Origin of the sequence: Nocardiopsis sp. L17-MgMaSL7, from assembly GCF_003182025.1 — a bacterium.
GTDB classification, from domain to species: Bacteria; Actinomycetota; Actinomycetes; order Streptosporangiales; family Streptosporangiaceae; genus Nocardiopsis; species Nocardiopsis prasina.
In genome coordinates, this window is sequence record NZ_QGTF01000026.1 from 43,248 (window position 1) to 49,844 (window position 6,597).

Genomic DNA, 6,597 nt, shown 5'->3' on the forward strand with positions numbered 1-6,597 from the left:
CCAGGCTCGGGGCCCTGACTCGGGGGCCAGGCTCGGGCACAGAGGGGTGACGGGGGTGGCGGGCGGTCGGGTGGACACCGGTGGAGTCGGTCCGTGTACCCCCCGGGGGGGGCGATGCGGGCCCTGGTGGAATCGGCTCAGCCGGAGTGCCCGGTGAGGGCATCCATCGCACTTCCCCCAAGGGCGCTGGGCCGTGGGACGGCCTGAGTGGGTCGATGGGGCAATGAGCCGGTGAGCCGGTGAGTGATGGGAGTTGGGGCACGGCCCCGGTGGGCGCAGCCCCGGTGGGCGCAGCCCCGGTGGGCGCAGCCCCGGTGGGCGCAGCCGCGCGGTGTCGCACTCGGAAAACTGCGCCCACTCCAATAACACAGGAATCCTGTTTATCGAAAGGAAGTTTGACGACATAAAGGATTTACGACCATGAACAGGCACAAATGACAATTCAATAGTGGTGCACATCACATGAAATCTGGGCGCTTTTCCTTAACCTGGAACGTGACCGTGATCACAACGGCCTAGCGTTGCGTAACAGACCGGTTCGCTACTGCTTCCCCCGCAGCACTGCTCGCCCACAGCGATCCAGCATCCGGGAGCGGTCACGGCCACCGGAGGCACGGGTCCGCGCCCCGTCTTCGGGTCCGACCGCTCTCCACAGGAGGTGGAGACCACGGTGACCCCCACTCACGACGCGCGCCCCGGCGGCGGCCGGGCACGCCTGAGCCAACGAACACTGCGCACCGACCGATGGTGGCTGAGCCCGACACTGACGACGTTGGGCCTGGCCACCTTTCTCGTCTACGGGGCGGCCCGGGTGTTCCAACAGGACCACTACTGGGTCCAGGAACACCACTACCTGACTCCCTTCTACTCCCCCTGCCTCGCCCAACAGTGCGTCCCCGACGCCTCACTGTTCGGCCGCGTGCCGTGGGAGTTCCCCCCGTTCCTCCCCTACGCCCTGCTCAGCCTGCCGATCCTGCTGCTGTTCCGGGTGACCTGCTACTACTACCGCAAGGCCTACTACCGCTCGGTCTGGCAGGCACCCACCGCGTGCGCGGTGCGCGAGCCGCACCGGACCTACACGGGCGAGACCCGTCCGCTGATGCTCCCCCAGAACGGGCACCGGTACTTCTTCTACTTCGCCGGGGCCGTCGTCCTGGTCAACACCTGGGACATGCTCGTCCCGTTCTTCCATGGCACGGAGGGCGGGTTCGGGATCGGGGTCGGCAACCTCATCATGCTCACCAACGTGGTGCTGCTGTGGGGCTACACGTTCGGGTGCCACTCGTGTCGGCACATCATGGGCGGCCGACTGCGCAGCTTCGGCGGGCGCCCGGTCCGCTACTGGCTCTGGTCCCGGGCCTCCGCGCTGAACAACCGGCACATGTTGTTCGGCTGGTTGAGCATCGCGTCGCTGATGGCCACCGACGCCTACATCGCGCTGGTCGCCAGCGGCACCATCACGGACCTGCGCATCCTCAACTGAGCGGTGAACACATCCTCATCTGAGTGGTGAAGGAGTACACGTCCCCATGCCCATCGAGCCCCCCAAGGCCTCCACACCCCCTACGGCCTCCACACCCCCCAAAGCCTCCGATCCCCCCAAGGCCGCGATGCACTCCGGCTCCGGCTCCGGCTCCGGCTCCGAGCCCGCAACGCGTCCCGGACGGGCTTCGTTCGCCACCGCGCCGTCGGAACACACCCCCTCCGCGCGGTCCGCCTCTTCCTCCTCCACTTCTTCCGTCTCTCCCTCTCCCCGGTCGAAGCACGGGGAGGAGAACGGGATCACCAGGCACCGATACGACGTCGTCGTGATCGGGGCGGGCGGTGCCGGGCTCCGCGCCGCCATCGCCGCCCGGGAACAGGGCAAACGCACCGCGATCGTCTCGAAGTCGCTCTTCGGGAAGGCCCACACGGTGATGGCGGAGGGCGGGGCCGCGGCGGCCCTCGGCAACACCAACGCCGCCGACAACTGGAAGGTGCACTTCCGCGACACCCTGCGCGGCGGCAAGTTCCTCAACGACCCGCGTATGGCCGAACTCCACGCCAGAGAGGCCCCCGAACGAATCCTGGAACTGGAGTACTGGGGTGCGCTGTTCGACCGCACGGAGGACGGACGGATCAGCCAGCGCAACTTCGGCGGGCACGAGTACCCTCGGCTCGCTCACGTGGGCGACCGCACCGGGCTGGAACTCATCCGCACCCTCCAGCAACGGATCGTGGCACTCCAGCAGGCCGACGCAGCGGAGTTCGGGAATCCGGATGAGCGCCTGACGGTGTTCGCCGAGACCGCCGTGACCAGTCTGATCAGGGAGGGCGGCGAAGACGGCCGGATCGTCGGAGCCTTCGGCTACCGGAGGGTGGATGGCGGGTTCGTGCTGTTCGAGGCCCCCACCGTCATCCTCGCCACCGGCGGCATCGGCAAGGCCTTCCGCACCACGTCCAACTCCTGGGAGTACACGGGGGACGGGCACGCCCTGGCGCTGCGCGCCGGGGCCTCGCTGATCAACATGGAGTTCGTCCAGTTCCACCCCACCGGGATGGTCTGGCCCCCGTCGGTCAAGGGCATCCTCGTCACCGAGTCCGTGCGGGGCGACGGTGGCGTACTGCGCAACTCCCGGGGCGAGCGGTTCATGTTCGACTACGTGCCCGACGTCTTCCGGTCGCAGTACGCGGAGACCGAGGAGGAGGCGGACGGCTGGTACGACGACCCGACCAGGCACCGCAGGCCGCCGGAGCTGCTGCCCCGGGACGAGGTGGCCCGTGCCATCAACAGCGAGGTGAAGGCGGGTCGAGGCTCCCCGCACGGGGGCGTGTTCCTGGACGTGTCCTCGCGGCTGCCCGCCGAGGAGATCCGAGGGCGGTTGCCTTCGATGCACCACCAGTTCAAGGAGCTGGCGGACGTGGATATCACCGCTGAACCCATGGAGGTGGGCCCCACCTGCCACTACGTGATGGGTGGGGTGCGGGTGGACGCCGACACCGCCGCTTCTGACGTACCCGGGCTGTTCGCCGCCGGGGAGGTGGCGGGCGGGATGCACGGCTCCAACCGGCTGGGCGGGAACTCGCTGTCCGACTTGTTGGTGTTCGGGCGCCGGGCGGGGCTGGGTGCGGCCGCGTATGTGGACGAGTTGGAGGAGGAGTTGGAGAGGGACGAGAGGGACGAGAGGGAGGAGAGAGAGAAGAGGGAGGAAGGGGAGGAGGAGGGTGGTGGTGAGGGGTCTCAGGGCAGTGTGAGGGCCGGGAGCGATGGCGGGTCCGCGAGCAGCGCGGCGTCCGCGAGCAGCGCGGGGTTCGGGAGCGGTGTCGGATCCGGGAGAAGCGCGGGGTTCGGGAGCAGTGCCGGGTCCGCGAGCAGCGCGGGGTCCGGGAGCGATGGCGGGTCCGCGAGCAGCGCGGGGTTCGGGAGCAGTGTGTTGGCTGGGGCGACCGCTGAGGCGGTCACCTCGTCGCTGGCCCCGCTCAAGCAGGGTGCCGGGGAGAACCCGTACGCGATCCACTCCGAACTCCAGGACACCATGAACGACCTGGTCGGGATCATCCGCAAGGGCCCTGAGGTGGAAGAGGCCCTGGAGCGGCTGGCGCGGTTGGCCGAGCGGGTGGACATGCTCAGCGCACCCGGAGATCGGGTGTACAACCCCGGCTGGCACCTGGCGCTGGCCCTGCCCAACATGCTCCTGGTGTCGGAGGCCGTGGCCCGGGCGGCGCTGGAGCGCACCGAGTCCCGGGGCGGGCACACACGAGACGACCATCCGGAGATGTCGGCCGAGTGGCGACGGGTGAACCTGTCGGTCCGGGCGGTTGACCAGCGTGTGGAGCTGGAACGGGTTCCGATCGCGGACATCCCCGGTGAGCTTCTCGAACTCTTCGATCGGGATGAGCTGGCCAAGTACCTGACCAAGGAGGAGCTACCCGACGACGATCCGGCCGGTGCGGGTGGTGGGACGAGCAAGTCCGAGGGCGCGGAGGGCTCGGGAGGTGCGAGTGGCTCGGGTGGCGCGGGCAGCTCGGAGGGTGCGGGTGGCTCGGGCGGCGGGGGCGGCGCGGGCAGCTCGGAGGGTGCGGGTGGCCCAGACGGGGCGAACGACCCAGGCAGTGCGGACGGTGACCCAGGGGCACGGACGAGCGAGGAGGGCACGTCATGAGCGAACGGACGTTCCGGGTGTGGCGCGGCGGACCGGAGGGAGAGCTCACGGAGTACCAGGTGGAGGTGAACGAGGGCGAGGTCGTCCTGGACGTGCTGCACCGGCTCCAGGCAACCCAGACACCGGACATGGCGGTGCGGTGGAACTGCAAGGCGGGCAAGTGTGGTTCCTGCTCGGTGGAGATCAACGGACGACCACGCCTGTCCTGCATGACCAGGATGAGTGTGTTCGAGGACGACGAGGTCGTCACCGTGACCCCCATGCGCACCTTCCCCGTGGTGCGGGACCTGGTCTGCGACGTCTCCTTCAACTACGCGAAGGCCCGGGAGATCCCGTCGTTCACCCCGGCGGCGGACACGGAACCGGGCGACTTTCGAATGCGGCAGACGGACGTGGAGCGTTCGCAGGAGTTCCGCAAGTGCATTGAGTGCTTCCTGTGCAACAACGTGTGCCACGTGATCCGCGACCACGAAGAGAACAAGGGGCACTTCTCTGGGCCGAGGTTCCTCATGCGGGTCGCTGAGCTGGAGATGCACCCCGAGGACACGGCGGATCGGCGCCAGACGGCCCAGGAGGAGTTCGGGCTCGGCTACTGCAACATCACCAAGTGCTGCACGGAGGTGTGCCCCGAGGGGATTCACATCACGGACAACGCTCTGATCCCGCTGAAGGAGCGCGTGGTGGACCGGAAGTACGACCCGCTGGTGTGGTTGGGGTCGAAGATCGGCAGACGGCCGAAGGACACCCCGATCGCTCCGAACATCCGGCACCCGAAGGAGGAGTAGAGGAGTAGAGGAGTAGGAGGAGATGGGGAAGGTTGAGGGCCGAGGCCAGTGGTGGAGAGCGCAGGGATGAGGGTGAGGGGGCGAGGGTGCCCGGGCGAGGAACAAGGGTGCAAGGGCGGAGGTGGAGAGGCGAAGGACGAGGGTGCCCGGGCGCGGGACAAAGGTGCAGGGGCGGGGTGAAGAGGCGGGGGTGGAGGGACTAGGAGCGAGGGTGGAGGGGTGAGACTCGCTCCTAGTCCTGAAGCAGTTGAAAGGCTGAAGCCGCCAGGGCGGCGGGGAATGTGACCCGTCGCCCTGAGAGGTCTGGGGTGTTTGGACTGGAATGCAGAATTCTCGACTTCGGTCGCACCACGGGTATAGCTTGACCGTTCCGACACCGGTGTCGCCTCTCCCCGAGCCCCGGTTGGACGGACGACGACCGGATCGGGGTGCGGGCGGGAGACGTGCCATGGCCGGGGAGTACAGCCTCAAGAACCATTTCGACGGGGCGAGCGCACGGGCCTTGGGCGAGTCGATTCGCAGGGTGTACCCGGGGTTCGACGTCGACGGGTACGCGGTGGAGGTCGCGGGGCTTGTCGGGCCGCTGGAGCTCAAGGAACGGGTCCTGGTGATGGCGAAGGGCCTGCGCGACCGTCTGCCCGAGGACTACCCGGGCGCCGTCGGCGTGCTGGTCTCCTCTCTGGAGGCGGAAGCCCTGGGTGAGGGTGAGGGCATGTTCAACGAGGGCTTCCACCTGATGGCGGTGGCCCGGTTCGTGGAGGAGTACGGGCTGGAGCACCCGGAGGTCTCCCTGCCTGCCCTGGTCGAGATCACCAAGCGCCACACGAGTGAGTTCGCCGTGCGGCCGTTCGTGCTGCGGCACTACGAGACCACCATGGAGTTGATGCGGGCCTGCGCGCTCGACCCTGACTCCAACGTGCGCCGGTTCGCCAGTGAGGGGATCCGTCCCCGGTTGCCGTGGGCCCGCAGGTTGACGAGGTTCGTCGAGGACCCGGGGCCGGTGCTGGAGGTCCTGGAGGCGTTGAGGTCGGACCCGTCGAAGTTCGTGCGCACCTCCGTCGCCAACAACCTGAACGACATGTCGAGGGAACACCCTGAGCTGGTCCTGGACGTGGCCGAGCGGTGGACCCGGGAGAGCCCGACCCCTGAGACGGCATGGATCGTCCGGCACGCGCTGCGCACCCTGGTGAAGAAGGGGGAGCAGAGGGCTCTGGCGCTGCTCGGAGCCACGGGCGGTGAGCTGGTGGGGGTGGAGGGGTTGGGCCTGAGCCCTGAGGTGCTGGAACTGGGTGGGGTGCTGCTGGTGCGGGTGGATCTCGTGAACAGGGACGACCGGCCCCACACGGTGATTGTGGATTACGTGGTGCACCATGTTCGGGCCAACGGAGGGCGCAGTCCCAAAGTGTTCAAGTGGACGACGTTGGAGCTGGGTGCCGGGGAGCGGAAGCGTCTGGAGAAGAAGCATCCGGTGCGCCCCATCACGACGAGGACTTACTACCCGGGGAAACACCTGGTGGAGGTTCAGGTGAACGGGTTGGTGAAGGCGGAGGTCGGGTTCGAGTTGAGGGGTGTGGGGTGAGGGGCTTGAGGGGCTTGAGGGGCTTGAGGGGGGGGGGGGGGGGGGGGGGGGGGGGTGGGGGGGTGGGGGGGGGGTGGGGGGGGGGGTGGGT

4 protein-coding genes are annotated in these 6,597 nt (G+C 68.4%); all 4 read left to right on the forward strand.

What is annotated here, in order from left to right; genetic code table 11:
- Positions 1–670 precede the first annotated feature (670 nt).
- The 4 genes from BDW27_RS26645 to BDW27_RS26665 all read left to right on the forward strand — a co-directional run bounded on the left by BDW27_RS26645 (position 671) and on the right by BDW27_RS26665 (position 6,506).
- Complete coding sequence (locus tag BDW27_RS26645; RefSeq protein ID WP_040692653.1) at positions 671–1,483, forward strand: hypothetical protein; 813 nt, start codon at positions 671–673, stop codon at positions 1,481–1,483.
- Between the two features lie 298 nt (positions 1,484–1,781).
- A complete protein-coding gene (locus tag BDW27_RS27955) occupies positions 1,782–4,142 on the forward strand; it encodes a fumarate reductase/succinate dehydrogenase flavoprotein subunit (RefSeq protein ID WP_255421523.1) in 2,361 nt (786 codons plus the stop codon).
- On the forward strand, positions 4,139–4,927 hold the full coding sequence (locus tag BDW27_RS26660; protein WP_110052449.1) for a succinate dehydrogenase/fumarate reductase iron-sulfur subunit: 789 nt from the start codon (positions 4,139–4,141) through the stop codon (positions 4,925–4,927). The genes BDW27_RS27955 and BDW27_RS26660 overlap by 4 nt, the downstream gene beginning before the upstream one ends.
- Positions 4,928–5,375: 448 nt before the next feature.
- A complete protein-coding gene (locus BDW27_RS26665) occupies positions 5,376–6,506 on the forward strand; it encodes a DNA alkylation repair protein (protein ID WP_110052450.1) in 1,131 nt (376 codons plus the stop codon).
- Positions 6,507–6,597: the final 91 nt, after the last annotated feature.